The organism is Mycobacterium sp. 23, from assembly GCF_048287075.1.
GTDB classification, from domain to species: Bacteria; Actinomycetota; Actinomycetes; order Mycobacteriales; family Mycobacteriaceae; genus Mycobacterium; species Mycobacterium gordonae_B.
In genome coordinates this window covers 4,161,070-4,179,158 of sequence record NZ_JBLVUX010000005.1, presented here as the reverse complement: position 1 = coordinate 4,179,158, position 18,089 = coordinate 4,161,070, and the positions used below count along the sequence as shown (strand labels likewise).

Here is an 18,089-nt window from a genome sequence, read left to right as displayed (position 1 = left end):
CCGACCCGACCCCCGAAAAGTTCCGGGTGGCACCCCCGGAGCACCCCAGTGATGGCGGAAAGATCATGACGACCAAGAAATTCACCCCGACGATCACCCGCGGCCCCCGGCTGACCCCGGGCGAGATAAGCCTCACCCCGCCCGACGATCTCGGCATCGACATTCCGGCGTCCGGCGTCCAGAAGGCGCTTCCGTACGTGATGGGCGGGGCGATGGTCGGCATGATCGCGATCATGTTCGCCGGCGGCACCAAACAGCTGTCGCCCTACATGCTGATGATGCCGCTGATGATGGTCGTCATGATGGTCGGCGGCATGGCCGGCGGCACCGGCGGCGGCGGCAAGAAGGTGCCGGAGATCAACGCCGACCGCAAGGAATACCTGCGGTACCTGGCCGGGTTGCGGAGCCGGGTGACCTCCTCGGCGACCTCGCAGGTGGCCTTCTTCAGTTACCACGCACCGCATCCCGACGATCTGCTGTCGATCGTCGGCACCCAGCGGCAGTGGTCCCGTCCGGCGAACAGCGACTTCTACGCGGCCACCCGTATCGGCATCGGTGACCAACCGGCGGTGGACCGACTGTTGAAGCCCGCCGTCGGCGGCGAGCTGGCCGCCTCGACCGCGGCGCCCCAGCCGTATCTGGAGCCGGTCAGCCACATGTGGGTGGTCAAGTTCCTGCGCACCCACGGCCTCATCCACGACTGCCCGAAACTGCTTCAGCTGCGCACCTTCCCGACGATCGCCCTCGGGGGCCACCGGCCGAACGCGGACCGGATGCTAGCCGCGATGATCTGTCACCTGGCGGTGTTCCATCCGCCGGACCTGCTGCAGATCCGGGTGCTCACCGAAGACCCCGATGACCCCGAATGGTCCTGGCTGAAATGGCTTCCGCACGTGCAGCACCAGACCGAGACCGACGCCGCCGGCCCGGTCCGGATGATCTACACCCGGCCGGACGGACTGGCCGATCTTGCCGCCCGCGGGCCGCACGCACCGGACACCCTGCCCACCGGCCCCTACGTGGTCGTCGTCGACCTGACCGGGGGCAAGGCGGGGTTCCCGCCGGACGGACGGGCCGGCGTCACGGTGCTCACCCTGGGCAACCACCGCGGTTCGGCCTACCGCATCCGTGCCAACGAGGACGGGTCCGCCGAAGACCGGTTGCCCGGCCAGCAGTTCCGGTTGGTGACCTCGACCGCCGACAGCATGTCGCCGCTGGAAGCCACCCGGGTGGCCCGCAAACTGGCCGGCTGGTCGATCACCGGAACCATTCTCGACAAGACGCAGCGGGTGCAGAAGAAGGTCGCCACCGAGTGGCATCAAATGGTCGGCGCCAAGAGCGTCGAGGAGATCGTCCCGAGCCGCTGGCGGATGTACACCGACACCGACCGGGACCGGCTCAAGATCCCGTTCGGTCATGAACTCAAGACCGGCAACATCATGTACCTCGACATCAAGGAGGGTGCCGAGTTCGGCGCCGGACCGCACGGCATGCTGATCGGCACGACGGGTTCGGGTAAGTCGGAGTTCCTGCGCACCCTGATCCTGTCGCTGGTCGCGATGACCCACCCGGATCAGGTCAACCTGCTGCTCACCGACTTCAAGGGTGGCTCGACCTTCCTGGGCATGGAGAAGCTTCCGCACACCGCGGCCGTCGTCACCAACATGGCCGAGGAGGCCGAGTTGGTCAGCCGGATGGGCGAAGTGCTGACCGGTGAGCTCGACCGGCGCCAGAACATCCTGCGGCAGGCGGGCATGCAGGTCGGCGCGGCCGGCGCCCTGTCCGGTGTCGCCGAATACGAGAAGTACCGCGAGCGCGGCGCCGACTTGGCGCCACTGCCAACGCTTTTCGTGGTTGTCGACGAGTTCGCCGAGCTGTTGCAGAGCCACCCGGACTTCATCGGGCTGTTCGACCGGATCTGCCGCGTGGGCCGGTCGTTGCGGGTGCACCTGCTGCTGGCCACCCAGTCGCTGCAAACCGGCGGGGCCCGCATCGACAAGCTCGAACCCAACCTCACCTACCGGATCGCGTTGCGTACCACCAGTTCTCACGAATCCAAAGCCGTCATCGGCACTCCGGAGGCGCAGTACATCACCAACAAGGAGAGCGGCGTCGGGTTCCTGCGGGTCGGCATGGAGGACCCGGTGAAATTCAGCACCTTCTACATCGGCGGTCCGTACATCCCGCCGGTGAGCGTCGAGACCAACGGTGACGGCAGCAAGCGCAGCGTTCAGGCCCTCAAGCAGTCCGTCAAAATCCACCAGTTCACCGCGGCTCCGGTGATCGAGGAGGTGCTCACACCATGACCGACACCGAGGTACGCGCCCTGCGCGAAGTGGTGCTCGATCAGCTCGGCACCGGCGAATCGCGGGCATACAAGATGTGGCTGCCGCCGCTGTCGGACCCCACGCCGCTCAACGAGCTGGTAGCCCGGGACCGGCGACAACCGCTGCGGTTCCCGCTCGGGATCATGGACGAACCGCGCCGGCACCTGCAGGACGTGTGGGGCGTCGACGTTTCCGGAGCCGGCGGCAACATCGCCATCGGTGGCGCCCCTCAGACCGGCAAGTCGACGCTGCTGCAGACGCTCGTCATGTCGGCGGCGGCCACTCACTCGCCGCGCAACGTGCAGTTCTACTGCATCGACCTGGGCGGCGGTGGCCTGATCTACCTGGAGAACCTGCCGCACGTCGGCGGCATCGCCAACCGCTCCGAACCCGACAAAGTACAACGGGTCATCGCCGAGATGCAGACCGTGATGCGCCAGCGCGAGCAGATGTTCAAAGAGCACCGGGTGGGCTCGATGGCGATGTACCGGCAGTTGCGCGATGACCCGAACCAACCCGTCGCGGCGGATCCCTACGGCGACGTGTTCCTGATCATCGACGGGTGGCCCGGTTTCGTCAGTGAGTTCAGCGAACTCGAGGGCGCGGTGCAGGACCTGGCCGCGCAGGGTCTGGCCTTCGGGGTGCACGTCATCATCTCGACGCCGCGCTGGACGGAGCTGAAGTCACGCATCCGCGACTACCTGGGCACCAAGATCGAGTTCCGGCTCGGCGACGTCAACGAAACCCAGATCGACCGGATCACCCGGGAGATCCCCGCAAACCGTCCCGGCCGGGCGGTCTCGATGGAGAAGCACCACCTGATGATCGGCGTGCCCCGCTTCGACGGCGTGCACAGCACCGAAAACCTGGTGGAGGCGATCACCGCGGGGGTCAACACCATCGCGTCTCAGACCACCGAGAAAGCCCCGCCGGTGCGGGTGCTGCCCGAGCGCATCCATCTCTACGAACTCGACCCGAACCCGCCGGGGCCCGACTCGGACTACCGCACGCGCTGGGAGATCCCGATCGGGTTGCGCGAGACGGACCTGACGCCGGCCTACAGTCACATGCACTCCAACCCGCACCTGCTGATCTTCGGGGCGGCCAAGTCCGGCAAGACCACCATCGCGCACGCCGTCGCGCGCGCCATCTGCGCCCGCAACAGTCCCCAACAGGTCCGGTTCATGCTCGCCGACTACCGCTCGGGCCTGCTGGACGCCGTGCCGCAGAGCCACCTGCTGCAGGCGGGCGCGATCAACCGCAACAGCCAGAGCCTGGACGAGGCCGTTCAGGCGCTGGCCGTCAACCTGAAAAAGCGGCTTCCTCCGCCCGATCTGACGACCGCGCAATTGCGCTCGCGTTCGTGGTGGAGCGGTTTTGACATCGTGTTATTGGTGGACGACTGGCACATGATCGTCGGTGCGGCCAGCGGCATGCCCCCGATGGCACCACTGGCGCCCTTATTGCCGGCCGCCGCGGATATCGGATTGCACATCATTGTCACCTGTCAGATGAGCCAGGCGTACAAGGCCACGATGGACAAGTTCGTCGGTGCGGCGTTTGGGTCCGGGGCGCCGACGATGTTCCTCTCCGGGGAGAAGCAGGAGTTCCCCTCCAGCGAGTTCAAGGTCAAGCGGCGGCCTCCTGGCCAGGCATTTCTCGTGTCTCCCGACGGGAAGGAGGTCATCCAGGCACCCTACATCGAGCCGCCTGACGAGCTCCAAGAATAAGTGCACGGACCACCCCCAACCCCCGGTTAGGATTATTACAACGCAAGTTCGGCGAGCCAGTACGGGAGCTGAGTAATCAAGCCCCAGGGGGACGCTGAGCACCGGCTATAAACGGCGAAGTTTGGGTCCGGAAGACAAATGCATCGGGCATAACTGAACAAATGCAATTTGCGTTTCCCGCACCGGTGTAAACGCCGAACAGGAACCAGAGGGGAGTTGATCATATGTTTTGGCACGCCATGCCACCGGAGCTGAATACCGCACGGCTGATGGCCGGAGCAGGTCCGGCTCCCATGCTGGCCGCCGCCATGGGATGGCAGGCGCTGTCCGCGGCCCTGGACGCTCAGGCCGTCGAGTTGACCGCGCGCCTGAACTCCCTCGGCGAGGCCTGGACCGGAGGCAGCAGCGACAAGGCGATCTCCAATGCACAGCAGATGATCCCGTGGCTGCAGATGGCGTCGACGCAGGCGAAGACCCGGGGTATGCAGGCGACCGCGCAAGCCGCCTCCTACACCCAGGCGATGGCGACCACGCCCTCACTGCCGGAGATCGCGATGAACCACGTGACCACCGCGGTGCTGACGGCCACCAACTTCTTCGGCATCAACACGATTCCGATCGCATTGAACGAGATCGACTACTTCGTCCGCATGTGGATGCAGGCCGCCCTCGCGATGGACATCTACCAGGCCGAGACGCTGGCCAACACGATGTTCGACAAGCTCGAGCCGATGGCGTCCATCCTCGACCCGGGCATGAGCCAGGGCATGACCTCGACGCAGGTGCTGGCGATGCCGAGCAGCCTCACCTCGAGCCAGCTGCAGGCGACAGCGGGACAGGTCGCGGAGCTGAGCGGCCCCATGCAGCAACTCGCCCAGCCCGCGCAGCAGATGACCTCGATGTTCAGCCAGATGGGCAGCAGTTCAGGCGGCACCGGACCGGGACTCGGCGACGACGGGGCTCAGATGGGCCTGCTGGGCGCCAGCCCGCTGTCCAACCACCCGCTCGCGGGCGGTTCGGGTGCCAGCGTGGGAGCGGGACTGCTACGCGGCGACGCGCTGCCGGGGGCCGGCGGCACGCTGGCCCGCACGCCGCTGATGACCGGCCTGATCGACAAGCCCGTCGGTCCCGCGATGATGCCGGCGGCAGCCGCCGGCGAGACGGCAACCGGCGGCGCCGCCCCGGTGGGCGCCGGCGCCATGGGACAGGGCGCTGGCAGCGGCGGCAGTTCCCGACCGGGCCTGGCGGCGCCGGCACCGGTCGCCCAGGACCGCGACGAGCAAGAAGAAGACCTGTGGGACGACGAGGACGACTGGTGACAAGCCCACGGCCACAACAGACTTCCCGGCCAACCGGGCCGGAAGACTTGCCAACCACGGCGAGGAATGGAAAGAGAGAAAGTAGTCCAGCATGGCAGAGATGAAGACTGATGCCGCTGCCCTCGCGCAAGAGGCAGGTAACTTCGAGCGAATCTCCAGCGACCTGAAGACTCAGATCGACCAGATCGAGTCCACCGCCGGTTCGCTGCAGGGTCAGTGGCGCGGCGTCGCCGGCCAGGCCGCCCAGGCCGCCGTCGTGCGCTTCCAGGAAGCCGCCAACAAGCAGAAGGCTGAACTCGACGAGATCTCGACCAACATCCGTCAGGCCGGCGTTCAGTACCAGCGTGCCGACGAGGAGCAGCAGCAGGCGCTGTCCTCGCAAATGGGCTTCTGAAATAAATCCCCCCAAATACCACTAGAAAACGGAGCAAAGACATGACAGAACAGCAGTGGAATTTCGCGGGCATTGAGGCCGCGGCCAGCACCATCCAGGGAAACGTCTCCAGCATTCACTCCCTGCTCGACGAGGGTAAGCAGTCGCTGACCAAGCTCGCCGCGGCGTGGGGCGGTAGCGGTTCGGAGTCCTACCAGGCCGTTCAGCAGAAGTGGGACGGCACCGCCCAGGAGCTCAACAACTCCCTGCAGAACCTGGCCCGGACGATCAGCGAGGCCAGCCAGGCCATGCAGTCGACCGAGGGCAGCGTGACCGGATTGTTCGCATAAGAAACGTCTCTATACGCGTAGAATCTCGAAGCACGAGATTGGGCGAGTTCAACCCATCTGGGGGATCTCGCCCCTTCTCGTGCTTCCCTCATTTGGCGAGCTTCTGAGAGGTTCTCATGCCGGCCGACTATGACAAGCTCTTTCGGCCGGCCGAGAATTCCGATTCGCCGGACGACGACGCCGGCCAGACTTTCTTCGACCCGAATGCGTCGTTCGCCTCTCCACCTATCGGCAACGGCGAACCGGCCGGCAACGGCGACGCCGCCCCTCCGATCGACTGGTCGCAGCCGATTTCGCCGCCGCCGCCACCCGTTGCGCCGCCGCCTGCCCCTCCCCCGCCTCCGATGCCGATCGGAGGGCCACCTCCGGCGCCGCCGGAGCCGCCGCGGGTCGAGTCCGAACCTCCGCAGGCAGCGGCCGCTGCCGCGGGCGGGCCCGCCGGGGCGGGCCCGAAGTCTCCGCTGCCACCGATGCCGATCGGCGGTCCACCGCCGCCACCGCCGCCGGCACTTCCGGAGTTCACCCCGGAGCCGCCGCCGGTCGCGCCCGAGATAGCGGCCGAGCCCGAAGCGGTTGCTGAACCTGCAGCACCGGCCGAGCCCGACGTAATGGCCGAGCCCGACGTGGTGGCCGAGCCCGAGGTAGCGGCCGAGCCCGAACCCGCTACCCCCGAACCGGCGCCCCACCCGCCCCGGCCACCCATGCCCATCGGCGGCCCACCCCCGGCCCCGCCGCGACCACCCGAAGCTCCACCCGGTCCGCCCGAACCCGAGCAGGCCGCACCCCGGCCGCCCCGGCCACCCATGCCCATCGGCGGCCCACCGCCGGCCCCGCCCAAACCCCAGCCTCCGTCCGCGCCGCCCGAACCGCCGGTTGCACGCGACCGCTCGTCGGGCCCGATGCCCGTCACCGGACCGCCGCGGGAAGCGCCGCCCGATGCCGGCCGCCGAGTGCGGCTGGGTGGACCCCCGCCGCAACCGCCGGCGGCGCCACCAGCCCAGCCGGCCCAGCCGCAGTCCGAGACCGCATCCGAGTCCCCGCCCCCGCGTCGTCGCCACCGCTATCTGCCCGACCCGGATTCCGGCGAAGCCGATCCGCAGGCGGGCACGTACTTCCGGGTCCCGATGCCGCCGCCGCCCGCTCCATCGCAGGGGCCTACCGCGACGACACCGCCGCCACGACCCCAGGGCGGCAAGCGACGCGCCCCGTCGGGTCCGATTCCGGCGCGGCCCCGGCCGGCGCCCCCGTCGATGGAACCGCCGCCGACCCTGGCCCCGGTTCGGCACCCGGCCCCGACTCCCGAGCAGATGGCGCCGCCCCCGGCGCCCGAGCCCCGGCCGGCCCCGCCGCCCAGGCCCACCAAACACATCCCACAGCGGGGGTGGCGCGGCGCCCTGTACAAGCTCACCCGCATCAACGCGGGCCTGTCCCGCGACGAGAAGTACGACCTCGAGCTACGCGCCCGGGTCCGCCGTAAGCCTCGCGGCTCCTATCAGATCGGCATGCTCGGTCTCAAAGGCGGCGTCGGCAAGACCACGACGACGGTGACGCTGGGCACCATGCTGGCGCAGGTTCGCGGCGACCGGATCCTGGTGCTCGACGCCGATCCCGGCTGCGGCAACCTCGCCGAGCGCGCGGGCCGCACATCGCCGTCGTCCATCGCCGACCTGGTCGCCGACCGGAATCTCTCGCACTACAACGACGTCCGGGCACACACCAGCGTCAACGCCGACAATCTCGAGATCCTGCCGACCGCCGAGTACACCACCGCCCAGCGCGGACTCAGCGGAGACGACCTGCGGTTTGCGGTCGACACGGTTTCGAAGTTCTACAACCTGGTGCTGGCCGATTGCGGGCCCGGCTTGTTCGACCCGGTGACGCGCGGCGTTCTGGAGACGGCATCGGCGATCGTCATCGTGACCAACGTGTCCCTCGACAGCGCTCGGCAAGCCGAGAGCGCGCTGGAATGGCTGCGTCACAACGGCTACCAGGATCTGCTGAGCCGGGTCGCGGTGGTCATCAATCATGTCGCGGTTGGGGAAACCAACGTCGCGGAGAAGCAGTTGGTGAGACAGTTCCAGCAGCTGATCCAACCGAACCGGGTTGTGCTGCTGCCGTGGGACAAGCACATCGCGGAGGGTACTGAGATTCAGCTCGACCGGCTCGACCCCGTCTACAAGCGGCGGGTGCTCGAACTGGCCGCGGCTCTGTCCGATGATTTCGAAAGGGCTGGACGACGTTGAGCGCACCTGCTGTAGCTGCCGGCTCCACCGCCGCGGGGGCCGCCCCCGCCCGACCCGCCACCACGCGGGTGACGATCCTGACCGGCAAGCGGATGACCGACCTGGTGCTGCCGGCGGCCACACCGATGGGCATCTATATCGACGAAACCGTCTCGGTGCTCGCCGATCTGCTGGAGGACACCCCGGCCGACGTGCTGGCCGGATTCGACTTCAACGCGCAGGGGGTGTGGACGTTCGCCCGCCCCGGCTCGCCGCCGCTGAAACTCGACCAGTCGCTGGATGAAGCCGGTGTGGTCGACGGCTCGCTGTTGACGCTGGTATCGGCCAGCCGGACGGAGCGATACCGGCCGCTGGTCGAAGACGTCATCGACGCGATCGCGGTGCTCGACGAATCCCCGGAATTCGACCGCTCGGCGGTCGATCGCTTCATCGCGGTCGCGATCCCCATCCTGGCGCTGCCCATCACCGTCATCGCGATGCGGGCCTGGTGGGTTACCGGACGTCACTGGTACTGGCCGGTGGCCATGGCGGTGCTGGGGGTCGCGGTACTCGTTGCGTCGTTCGTGGCGAAGCGGTTCTACCAGCGAGCCGAACTCTCCGAATGCCTGCTGATCGCGGCGTATCCGTTGCTGGCGGCCGCCGCGGCGATCGCCGTTCCGCTGCCGCGGGGGACCACCTCACTCGGCGCCCCCCAACTCGCGGCGGCGGCGACAGTGGTGCTGTTCCTGACGCTGGCCATCCGCGGCGGTCCGCGGCACCGGCACGAGGTGGCTTCGTTCGTCGTCATCGCGATGATCGCGGTGATCGGCGCCGCGGTGGCCACCGGCTACGGCTACCAGCACTGGGTGCCGGCGGGGGCCATCGCGTTCGGGTTGTTCGTCATCACCACGGCCGCCAAGTTGACGGTCGCTGTGGCCCGCATCGCCCTGCCGCCGATCCCGGTTCCGGGCGAGACCGTCGACAACGAGGAATTGCTCGATCCGGTGACCGCCGACGCCGCGAACAACACCGACACCAACGACGAGACGCCGACCTGGCAGGCCATCATCGCCTCGGTGCCGGCCTCTGCCGCACGGCTGACCGAGCGCAGCAAGCTGGCCAAGCAACTGCTGGTCGGCTACGTGACCGCGGGGGCGGTGATCCTGGCCGTCGGAGCGATCGCCGTGGTGGTCCACGGCCACTTCTTCGTCCACAGCCTGGTCGTCGCCGGATTGCTGACCGCGCTGTGCGGGTTCCGGTCGCGGCTCTACGTCGACCGCTGGTGCGCCTGGGCGTTGCTGGCGGCGACGGTCGCGATTCCGACAGGTCTGACCGCCCGGCTCAGCCTCTGGTATCCGGACTGGGCGTGGCTGATCCTGACCGGCTACCTGGTGCTGGTGCTGCTGGCGCTGACCATCGTCAGCGCGATGGCCCCGATCCGCCGGCTGTCACCGGTGATGAAGCGAATCTCGGAGCTGATCGACGGTGCGGTGGTCGCCTCGATCATCCCGTTGTTGCTGTGGATCACCGGTGTCTACGACATGGTCCGCAACCTGCGGTTCTAGACCGGCGCCGCGACCGAACCCGCCGCCGGGGTGCCGCCGCCCGCGCTCGCAACCGGAGCGCTGACCAGCGTGGCGCTGCCCGCTGCGGCGCCGTCCGCCGACTCAGCGTCGGCCCCGTCCTTGCCGTCATCATCCTTGTTCTCGTCGTCTGCGGGCTTGGTGTCACTGGCGAGCTGAGCCGAGCTGCCGCCTTGACCCGCCTGCGATGCGGCCTGCTGGATGCTCTGACCGACCTGCTGACCCATCGGAGCCATCTGCTGCGCCATCGGCGCCAGTTGGACCAGCTGCGGAATGGTGGCGGCGACCTGCGGGGACAGCGCTGCGGCTTGCGCGCCGATCTGCGACGCCGCACCGCCGGCAGCCGCGCCCACCGCTTGCTGCGCCGCAGCGGCCGGGCCACCGAGCATCGCGGCGGCCGCACCCGCGCCCGCGCCGGTGCCGGCGCCGAGCAGTCCGTTGGACTGAGCCGTCATGGCTCCCATCACGTTGTCGCTCAGCGATTGACCGGCGGCGCCGAACCCGTATTGCGTCAGGGCCTGGCCCAGGGACTGATCGGCCCGGGTGTAGATGTCGGCCGCGGTGCTCATGCTGGTTGCGGTGCGCTTCAGCGAGGCGGTGACGCCGGGCAGGCCGTCGCTGACGAGTGACTCGATGCCCGGCATGGTCTGGCTGATCGCGGCCGACATCGAGTCCGATCCCGGCACGGCCATCGGCGCCGGTGGCGCCGGGAAGACAAGTTCGCCGAGTTTGCTCGCTGCGGCGATCAGGCGGGCGGGATCAACGGCAAGCGGTTCAGCCATCACGGCGTCCCTTCTGTACGTTTCCCATCAGGCAAATTTTACCCGACCTGCCGGAACCCCCCGTGCGGCAATTTGTTTGGGTTTGCCAGGCTCGATGCCCCAGCAGCCTCAGGGCGTCTCGGTCAGGGCACTGTCCAGCAGCCCCGCCACGTAGCGCCAGTACAGGAAGTCGACGACGGCGGGGCGTTGCGCCTCCGGGTCCGCCGCTGCGTAGGCCTGGTGCAGCGCCAGATCCCGGCTGTGGGTGGCGTAGGCGTGGAAGGCCCGCAGGTGCGCGACCTCGCGGCCGGTGGCCGTGCTGGTCATCGGCTTCATCAGGTCGAACCACAGCATGTGCCGCTCGTCATCGGGCACCTTGGCATCCGCGGGCGCGGGCGGCAGCAGGTCCACCAGGTGCAGATCGTCGGTCTCCTGCAGCTGGGCCTGGGCAGACGGGTCGACCACCTCCAGTCGCGGCCGGCCGACCATCTTGCCGCTCTCCGGGATGTCGTCCTCTTCGAGGATGACCTTGGGTGCACCGACGTCGGTGTTCGCCAACTGCTCCGCGGTGCCGATCACGGCGCGCAGCTTGAGGTCGTGGAAGGCGGCCCAGCCCTGAATCGCCATCGCCGGATACGTTGCGCTGCGGGCCTTTTCGTCGACGGGGACATTGCGGTCGGCGCTGGCCAGGTGCACCTTCGCGGGCAGCTCGACCCCTTCGGGTATGTAGGCCAGCCCGTAGCTGTTGGCCACCACGATCTCGCCGTCGGTGGTGACGGCGGTGACCCAGAAGAAGCCGTAGTCGTCGTCACCGCCGCTGTCGCGCGCATTCAGCGCCGCGGCGACGCGGCGGGCGTACCGCAGCGGGTCCTTTTTGTCACCGCGGGCCGACGCCGCGGCGACGGCGTCGCGAGCGGCACGGGCCGCCGAGACCGGGACCGACGGCAGGGCCGTCACGTCATCACCCGGCGGGGTCTTGTCCTTCTGGTCGTCGTCGCGGCGCTCGGGCGGGGCCGGCCGCGCGGGCGCGGCGGTGCGGGCCGAGGCCGCGCGGGTGGTCGCGGTGGCCGGTGCCCGGCCGGCGGCGCCCAACGGCGCCCGTCCGCCCGCCGCGCGCGACCCGGCGCTGGGAGCGGCCGCCGCGCCGGCGGAGGGGCCGGCACCCGATGACGCGGCGCCCATTCCCAATCCGGTCGAGGAGCCGCGCGCGGCCGCCGCGGGGATGCCGGTCGCCGCTGCCGGCGCCATGGCCGGCGAGGAATCGTCACCGCGATGCGACGGGCCCGAACCGGCCGCCTGACCGGGTTGCGCAGGTGCGTCGACCGCTGCCGCCGGCTTGACGTGCGGGGTGTCGGTACCCGGAGTGGACGGGGTCGACGGCGTACCCGGGTCGGTGGGCAGCGACGGCTGGTCGGGTGAGGGAGGACCGCCCGGGGTGGGCGCCGGTGAAGGCGCGGGCGCCGGGGTCACACCCGGGGTCGGGTTGGCCGGGCTGGGGGCGGGAGCCGGGGCCGGGGCCGGTTGCGGCGTCACGGGCTTGGCCGGCTTGTCGTCGGGCTTCGGCTTGACCGGCGTGACCGGGCTGACGGGGGTTCCCGGGGTCCCTGGATTGACCGGTGTCACCGGTATGGACGGGTTGAGCGGCGGGACGGGCGTGATGGGGTTCGTCGGGTTGACCGGCGTGCCCGGGGTCACCGGGTTCAGCGGGTCGTACGGGTTGGCCGGCACCGGCTCGAACGGCCTGGGGGTCACCGGGGTGACCGGTGTGCCGGGGTCGAGCGGGTTGTACGGGTTGGCCGGCACTGGCTCGAACGGCGTCGGCGCCGGGCCGACGGGCGTCGGCGTGCCCGGGGTCGGCACCACCAGCGTGGGTACCTCGGGGGTCGGCGGGGTCACCCGGTTCAGCAGATCCTGCAGCGCATTGTGCGGCGGTTTCCAATTCTTGGATTCCAGCACCTGTTCGGCGGCTTCGGCGATCAGGCTGGCATTGGCCTGTTGGGCCGAGCGGACCAGCGAATTGATCGCGTTTTGCCGCTCCTCGGGCTCCAGTTCGGTGTCGTTTTCCAGGATGGTGATTTCCCGGTGCGCGCCGTCGACGTTATTTCCGATTTCCGATTTCGCTTGCGCAATCAAATTGGCGATGTGCTCGTGCCAGGTGATGACGGTGGCCAGATAGTCCTGCAGCGTGCTCATTTCGGTGAGATTCGTGCCGAGTGCGCCATTGGCCGCACTCGCGGCGCCGCCGGACCAGACACCGCCGTGGAAGACCTCGACCTGCTGGTGGCGGGCGGCGTCGATGACGTCGGTGACCTTCTGCAGCATTCCGTTGAAGGCTTGGGCACGGTCGTAGAAGGCGTCCTCATCGGCCTCGGGCCAGCCGCCCTCCAGCATCTGACCGGCATATTCGCCGGTCGGTCGTGGAATGCCCATTGCCTTCTCTCCTCCAACGGCAGCGGGGTCTAACAGCTGCCGGTCAAGTATCTGAATACCAAGCCTAACCGAGGTTAAAGCGTGCTGGCTGCGGCAATTTCGGCCTCGCAGTGTCAGTAAACGGCAGCGCGAATTGACCAATTGCTCCGGCGCGAACGTGCGCGAAAGGTCACTCCCGGCGGCGTGGTGCTGTACCGACACGCACGTTCGACGAGCTTTTCAGCCGTGGTTGTTTCCGGCGGCCTTGGTCATAGCCTCCAGGGCCGCGGTGAGTTGCTCGCCGGCGGCCGAGTTGTACTGCATCGCCGCCTGCTGCGCGTTCTGCAGGGCCTCGTTGATCCGCGCACCCACGACCTCGGCGCCCAGCTCCTTGATCAGGCCCTCGTTGATGCGCACGCCGGTCAGCCACTGGTGCCCGTTGATGGTCACCTCGACGGTCTCGGCTTCGTCCTCGCCGCGGAAGTTGCCGTTGTTCATCTGGTTGAGCGTGCCTTCGAGGGCCTGCTGGAACCGTGCTGCCAGGGCCAGTGCCGCGGCGACATGCGGTTCCATGTCCATGTTTGTCACTTCGACTCCTTCATGTCCTGCCGGCGGCGCTGACCGATAACGGCTTCGGTCCACGCCCTGTCCTCGGTGTAGAGCGCCTCGTCATCCTGTTGTGCGCCTTTGGATTTCGATCCGCCGCCGCCCTGGCCATGGCCACCCATCGGCATGCCCATGCCGCCGCCGCCGGCACTGCCGCGACCGGCGGCAGCACCCTGACCGACGCCGCCGAGGTCACCCGCGCCGGCGGGTCGCACCGATTCGCCGGCCTCCATGCCGGCACCGGCCGCCGGGGCCAGCGGCATCGCGGGCATACCGCCGCCACCTCCGCCACCGCCGAGCGACATCGGTTTCATGCCAGGCTCTTTCCCCAGACTGGCGGCAGCCTCGCGAACGGAGGCCAGGTCGGCGCTCGCACCGGACGGCATGCCTCCCCCGGCACCGCCGCCGGTGGGCGGAATCATCGGGGCCTGCATACCGGAGCCCGAGCCACCGCCGGCCATGGACGCCGCCTGCATCACCTGGGTCGGAATCAGGCCCGGTGTCTGCGCCGGAGGCGGCGGGTCGATCTTGATGGCGGCCGGCGGTTTGGGCGGGTTCACCGCTTCCAGTTGCGCCTTGGTGTTGTACTCGTTGAGCACCTCTTCGGACTTGGACTGGTACTCCGCGTACAGCTTGATGGCCTGGTCCTTATAGGCCGGATCCTTGGACAGCTCTTCGAGTTTCGTGATGTCGGCCAGAGTCGGATGCGAACGCCGGGCCCACACCTGCAGCTGCGCGATGTACTGCCCCTGCTTGGCCAGCGATGTCGCGAGCTTGGCCATGTGGGTGATCCACTCGCGCTGCTGATCCAGGGATGCCTCACACGCCGTGGCCGCCTCACCGGTCCAGTTCTCGAAGATGCGGAATCGCTTGGTGTCGCCCTGCAGAGCGAAGCTGAGCTGGTTCCAGCCGTCGGCGAAGGCGGCCAGCGACGCGCCCTGATCGCCCGACTCGAGTTTCGTTGCCGCGGCTTTGAGATCGGTGAAGCCGCCGTCCCCGGCGCCCGCCACCTGAGCCGTGTCCTGCAGACCCGCCGAGCTGTCGCCGCTTTCGGCACCGGCGGTTTCGCCGGCCACCTCGCCGCCGTCGCTGTTCAGCGCCTGCCCGCCCTCTTCGTCGACGTCGCCGTACGCCTTGGCGGCGTTGCGCAGCGAGGTGGCCAGGCGCGCCCGCTCCCGGTGTCCGGCGGTCAGAAAGTCACGCATGTTCTCGGCCGACAGCGCGAGTTGCTGGGCGGCGTTCTTGGCGGCGGTGAGTCCGCACGGAGCCGTGGCCGCATCGTTGGGCGGGGTGGCCATCGGTGCCTCGACCTCGTCGGCCCGCGACAAAATCTCTTGCTGGTCCACCGTGACGGTCTGCGGCTGAGTCATATCGGATCTTCCTCCTTAATGCTCTAACCATTATCGTCGCTAAATTTCGGGGTCCCTGCACCAAAATTGGCGAGACCGGCTACTTCGGCAAGGCCAGTTGGTAACGGCTTTCCTCCGGTGGGGAGACGCGACGGATCGGCAACTTGTGGTGGCGCGGGGTGCTGACCATGTTGTGCCGCAGCACGACCTTCTCCACCCCGGTGTGCGGGCCGAGGTATGTCGTCGCGCTCGGCCATGTCACCTTGGCCACCTGACCGACCTGCGCGCCGATCAGCCGGGCGAACTCTTCGAAATGCGTGCCCATCGTGACGTGGGCGCCCGCGGCGGCCGCGCGCACCACGAACTGGGTGAACGTCTGGGCGTCGCCGAGGTTGAGGCTGGCGTCGACGTCGTCGAAGGGCAGGTACACCGGACAGCGGTTGACGGTCTCGCCGATCAGCACGCCGGCCGATCCGATCGGAATCTGGCAGTGCCGGTCGGCGATCAGGTTCTGTCCGGTCAGGGCGGGCCGCTGGCCGCCGTACAGGCGAGTGAAACCGCGCGGCGTCTTCGGCTTGCCGACGGTGGTCAGCAACACCGTGGCCTGAGGCGGCATCCCGGGCCGCACGCGCACCCGGATGACGGTGCGGTCGGCGCGCGCCGACCACCACAGGTCGGGGCCGCCCGGGGCGGTGTAGGCCGCGGTGTAGGAGTCGCGTCCCTTGATCATCGACCACTTCTCCCGCACGAAGCCCTCGAAGCCGATGTCGATGGCGTGGTCGTAGTCGTCGAAGCTGCGCCCGCACACCGCGTCCACACCGTGACTGGCCAGGTTGTCCGCGATGCGGGTGGCCGAGGCGACCAGGTAGCGGGCCAGCCCGGCGACGCCCTCGTCGCGGCGCTGCGCGGACTTGCGGGTCAGTTCCGGATCGGCGCGCAGCATGATCCAGGTCCGGCGGTGAGCCGGTGCCGGGTCGGCGCCGATCACCTGCTGGTAGAGGTTCACCACGTCCGGGCTCGCGGATCGGCCGACCCGGAAGCCGGCCGAGACGATGTCGGCCTCCAGGTCGGGGCAGTGCACTTCCAGCAGATGTTCCAGCAGCCGGGTGTCCAGCACGTCGTCGGTGTGGGCCTTGCCGTCGACGATCACCGTCGGGGTGAACGGTCGCGGCTTGAGTTCGATGACGGCGATCAGGTGGCCGCGTCGCCAGCGCACCGCGACGTGATCACCGGGCTTGACGGTGGCCCCGACCACGGGTTCGGACGGAATGTCCGGCGGTTTGCGGCGGCGGCGCAGCCACGCGAAAACCGTTGCCACCCAGCCGGTCAGCCGCCGTCCGAAGAAGGTGACGAACGCGACGACAGCTCCCGCCGCCACCAGCGCGATGCCGGCCCACCAGTACCGCGTGGGCAGGAACCACAGGATGGCCGCCGGGGCCAGCACCGCGAGCACCAGGGTGTGCCCGGTGCTGAATTTCAGCCGGATCGGGTTGGTCATCGACGGCGCCTCAACGCCCGCGCCGCCAGCGAGCCGAAGCCGAGTGCCAGCAGCAGGCCACCGATCGCGAGAGTGACCACCGTGATCGGCACCCGGTCGGGGGCGGGCGCCATCACCGGCGGGGGCATCCGCCGCACGTCGTAGGGGATGGTGGCCCGCCCGGGAGCGATGTCCCACGTCAATGCGGCGAGGGCGTTGACGGCCCCCGAGCCCACCAGGTCGTCGACGCCGCCGCCCGGATGGCGTGCGGTGGCCTCGATGCGCTGCACGACCTGGGGGGCCGTCAGTTCGGGAAACCGCTGGCGAACCAGGGCTGCCACTCCCGAGACGTAGGCCGCGGCGAACGACGTGCCGGCGATAGGCACCGGCCCTTCCTTGCCCTGCAAGGCGTTCACCGGGTCCCCGCGGTCACCGAGCGATTCGATGTTCTCGGCGGGAGCCGCCACATCCACCCACGGCCCGTGCATGGAGAAGCTGCTGGGGACGCCCGTCTGGCCGATGCCGCCGACGGTGATCACCGCCCCGCCATACCAGGCGGGTGTGACCACGGTCTGCACCTTGTTCCAGCCTCGGGGATCGCCGGGGTTGGCCGCGTCGGGCAGCGGATTCTGGGCACAGTCACCGCCGGTGTTGCCGGCCGCGGCGACGACCACCGCGTTCTTGACGTTGACGGCGTAGTCGATGGCGGCGCCCAGGCTCGCCTCGTCGATGGGTTTGGTCACCTTGTAGCAGGCGGCCTCGCTGATGTTGATGACGTTGGCGCCGAGGTTGGCGGCGTGCACCACCGCCCGGGCCAGGCTGCGGATCGAACCGGCGGCCGGGGTGGCGTTCGGGTCGTTCGGGTTCGGTTGGGTGCCAACGGGTTCGAAGGCTTCGGAGGTCTGGCGCAGCGAGATCAGGCGGACGTCGGGTGCGACGCCGACGTAGCCGTCGGTGGGGGCGGGGCGGCCCCCGATGATGGCCGCGGTGAGGGTGCCGTGGGCATCGCAGTCGGACAGGCCGTTGCCGGCCTGATCGACGAAATCGCCGCCGGGCTCGGCCGGAATGCGGGGGAGGCGTTGACGCCGGTGTCGATGACCGCGACCGTCACGCCGGCGCCGGTGGCGAACTTGTGGGCCTCGGCGACGCCGATGTAGGAGTTGCTCCACGGCGGGTCATGGAAGGTCGAATCCGGCAGGATGGTCGGGGCCGAACATTGGACGCGTTGTTCGGTGGGTTGGTCGGGGCCGGTGACATCCGGCGGCAGGGCTCCGGGGTCGATCGGCGGTGGAGTGATTGCCAGTGCCGGCGGCGCCGTTGCGACGGCCAGCGCCACCGCCATCAGCAAGATCCGGTGCACCCCCGAATCACTCCGTTCATTGAGTTCGTGCGGCGTGTCAAACCTTGGCAGCAGTTTAGACGTAACGGGTGCGTAAACGGCACTATTCCGGCCGGGTTGTTATGTGTGGGTAATGCACTCGACGCATCTCGCGGGCGTCGCCTCCGTGATCGATACCCTTCCGGTGTCAACGTTGTTGTGGCGCAGAGTTTTTGTGAACACGACCCAACGGAATGGCGCGGCG

At 68.9% G+C, this 18,089-nt stretch carries 12 protein-coding genes and 1 pseudogene; 7 read left to right on the top strand and 6 right to left on the bottom strand.

The genetic code is table 11. The features are described 5' to 3' along the window. The first annotated feature begins 65 nt into the window (after nt 1-65). The 7 genes from eccCa to eccD all read left to right on the top strand — a co-directional run bounded on the left by eccCa (nt 66) and on the right by eccD (nt 9,886). Nucleotides 66-2,306 (top strand): type VII secretion protein EccCa, encoded by a 2,241-nt coding sequence (gene eccCa, locus ACNQS7_RS20580; protein ID WP_055581193.1) that lies wholly within the window; start codon nt 66-68, stop codon nt 2,304-2,306. Next, the gene (eccCb, locus tag ACNQS7_RS20575) at nt 2,303-4,057 is read left to right on the top strand and encodes a type VII secretion protein EccCb (protein WP_418014012.1); all 1,755 of its coding nucleotides are present in this window, start codon (nt 2,303-2,305) and stop codon (nt 4,055-4,057) included. Before eccCa ends, eccCb begins: the two co-directional genes overlap by 4 nt. 224 nt (nt 4,058-4,281) lie before the next feature. Beyond that, nucleotides 4,282-5,376 carry a PPE family protein gene (locus ACNQS7_RS20570; RefSeq protein ID WP_418014011.1) on the top strand — a complete coding sequence of 365 codons (1,095 nt, stop codon included), beginning with the start codon at nt 4,282-4,284 and terminating at the stop codon, nt 5,374-5,376. Nucleotides 5,377-5,467: 91 nt separating this feature from the next. After that, nucleotides 5,468-5,770 carry a WXG100 family type VII secretion target gene (locus ACNQS7_RS20565; protein ID WP_055581190.1) on the top strand — a complete coding sequence of 101 codons (303 nt, stop codon included), beginning with the start codon at nt 5,468-5,470 and terminating at the stop codon, nt 5,768-5,770. Between the two features lie 41 nt (nt 5,771-5,811). After that, nucleotides 5,812-6,099 (top strand): WXG100 family type VII secretion target, encoded by a 288-nt coding sequence (locus tag ACNQS7_RS20560; protein ID WP_055581191.1) that lies wholly within the window; start codon nt 5,812-5,814, stop codon nt 6,097-6,099. A gap of 116 nt (nt 6,100-6,215) precedes the next feature. Beyond that, nucleotides 6,216-8,342 carry a MinD/ParA family ATP-binding protein gene (locus tag ACNQS7_RS20555; protein WP_418014010.1) on the top strand — a complete coding sequence of 709 codons (2,127 nt, stop codon included), beginning with the start codon at nt 6,216-6,218 and terminating at the stop codon, nt 8,340-8,342. Next, a complete protein-coding gene (eccD, locus tag ACNQS7_RS20550) occupies nt 8,339-9,886 on the top strand; it encodes a type VII secretion integral membrane protein EccD (protein WP_418014009.1) in 1,548 nt (515 codons plus the stop codon). Before ACNQS7_RS20555 ends, eccD begins: the two co-directional genes overlap by 4 nt. Here eccD and ACNQS7_RS20545 read toward each other — a convergent pair. The 6 genes and pseudogenes from ACNQS7_RS20545 to mycP all read right to left on the bottom strand — a co-directional run bounded on the left by ACNQS7_RS20545 (nt 9,883) and on the right by mycP (nt 17,866). Then, nucleotides 9,883-10,686 carry a hypothetical protein gene (locus tag ACNQS7_RS20545; protein ID WP_418014008.1) on the bottom strand — a complete coding sequence of 268 codons (804 nt, stop codon included), beginning with the start codon at nt 10,684-10,686 and terminating at the stop codon, nt 9,883-9,885. The two genes, eccD and ACNQS7_RS20545, sit on opposite strands and share 4 nt — an antisense overlap. Before the next feature lie 108 nt (nt 10,687-10,794). Next, nucleotides 10,795-13,095, bottom strand: coding sequence for a secretion protein EspK (locus tag ACNQS7_RS20540; protein ID WP_418014006.1), 2,301 nt, complete (start codon nt 13,093-13,095; stop codon nt 10,795-10,797). Nucleotides 13,096-13,314: 219 nt separating this feature from the next. Then, the gene (locus ACNQS7_RS20535; protein ID WP_055576821.1) at nt 13,315-13,653 is read right to left on the bottom strand and encodes a YbaB/EbfC family nucleoid-associated protein; all 339 of its coding nucleotides are present in this window, start codon (nt 13,651-13,653) and stop codon (nt 13,315-13,317) included. Nucleotides 13,654-13,658: 5 nt separating this feature from the next. Further along, the gene (locus tag ACNQS7_RS20530) at nt 13,659-15,050 is read right to left on the bottom strand and encodes a PPE domain-containing protein (RefSeq protein ID WP_418014005.1); all 1,392 of its coding nucleotides are present in this window, start codon (nt 15,048-15,050) and stop codon (nt 13,659-13,661) included. Nucleotides 15,051-15,129: 79 nt separating this feature from the next. Then, nucleotides 15,130-16,527, bottom strand: a complete 1,398-nt coding sequence (gene eccE, locus ACNQS7_RS20525) for a type VII secretion protein EccE (protein WP_418014004.1) — start codon at nt 16,525-16,527, stop codon at nt 15,130-15,132. Then, a pseudogene (gene mycP, locus ACNQS7_RS20520) lies at nt 16,524-17,866 on the bottom strand (type VII secretion-associated serine protease mycosin). The gene eccE and the pseudogene mycP overlap by 4 nt, the downstream one beginning before the upstream one ends. Nucleotides 17,867-18,089 lie beyond the last annotated feature (223 nt).